Here is a 1395-nt window from a genome sequence, read left to right on the forward strand (position 1 = left end):
AGCCTGAGATGTGATGCCGAGCCGATTGTGGTGAAGTGGATGATCCTATGCTGCCGAGAAAAGCCTCTAGCGAGTGTTATGGCGGCCCGTACCCTAAACCGACTCAGGTGGTCAGGTAGAGAATACTAAGGCGATCGGGTGAACTGTGGTTAAGGAACTCGGCAAATTGCCCCCGTAACTTCGGGAGAAGGGGGACCTCTGCTGGTGATGAGTCTTGCACTCGGAGCTGGTGGGGGTCGCAGTGGCCAGGGGGAAGCGACTGTTTACTAAAAACACAGGTCCGTGCGAAGTCGTAAGACGATGTATACGGACTGACGCCTGCCCGGTGCCGGAACGTTAAGGGGACCGCTTAGTTGTGGTAACACAGCGAAGGTGAGAACTTAAGCGCCGGTAAACGGCGGTGGTAACTATAACCATCCTAAGGTAGCGAAATTCCTTGTCGGGTAAGTTCCGACCTGCACGAATGGCGTAACGACTTCCCCGCTGTCTCAACCGCAGACCCGGCGAAATTGCACTACGAGTAAAGATGCTCGTTACGCGCAGCAGGACGGAAAGACCCCGGGACCTTCACTACAGCTTGACATTGGCGTTTGGAACGTCTTGTGTAGGATAGGTGGGAGACTGGGAAGCTCGGACGCTAGTTCGGGTGGAGTCATTGGTGAAATACCACTCTGGTCGTTTTGAACGTCTAACTCTGGTCCGTGATCCGGATCGGGGACAGTGTCTGGTGGGTAGTTTAACTGGGGCGGTTGCCTCCTAAAGGGTAACGGAGGCGCCCAAAGGTTCCCTCAGCCTGGTTGGCAATCAGGTGTTGAGTGTAAGTGCACAAGGGAGCTTGACTGTGAGACTGACGGGTCGAGCAGGAGCGAAAGCTGGGACTAGTGATCCGGCATCGGCGTGTGGAAGCGGTGTCGCTCAACGGCTAAAAGGTACCCCGGGGATAACAGGCTGATCTTCCCCAAGAGTCCATATCGACGGGATGGTTTGGCACCTCGATGTCGGCTCGTCGCATCCTGGGGCTGGAGTAGGTCCCAAGGGTTGGGCTGTTCGCCCATTAAAGCGGTACGCGAGCTGGGTTTAGAACGTCGCGAGACAGTTCGGTCCCTATCCGCTGCGCGCGCAGGAGACTTGAAAGGGGCTGTCCCTAGTACGAGAGGACCGGGACGGACGAACCTCTGGTGTGCCAGTTGTACCGCCAGGTGCACGGCTGGTTGGCTACGTTCGGAAGGGATAACCGCTGAAAGCATCTAAGCGGGAAGCTCGCCTTGAGATGAGGTCTCCCACCACGAGAGTGGGTAAGGCTCCCGGTAGACGACCGGGTTGATAGGCCGGAGGTGGAAGCACAGTAATGTGTGGAGCTGACCGGTACTAATAGGCCGAGGACTTGACCACAAA

Annotated in this window: 1 rRNA gene; it reads left to right on the top strand. The window is 56.7% G+C overall.

Annotation, left to right across the window (positions count from 1 at the left end):
- Positions 1-1392 (top strand): 23S ribosomal RNA (locus ACFYYW_RS49070); the annotation flags it as partial.
- Positions 1393-1395: the final 3 nt, after the last annotated feature.

Source organism: Nonomuraea sp. NPDC001831, assembly GCF_042892035.1.
GTDB lineage: Bacteria > Actinomycetota > Actinomycetes > Streptosporangiales > Streptosporangiaceae > Nonomuraea.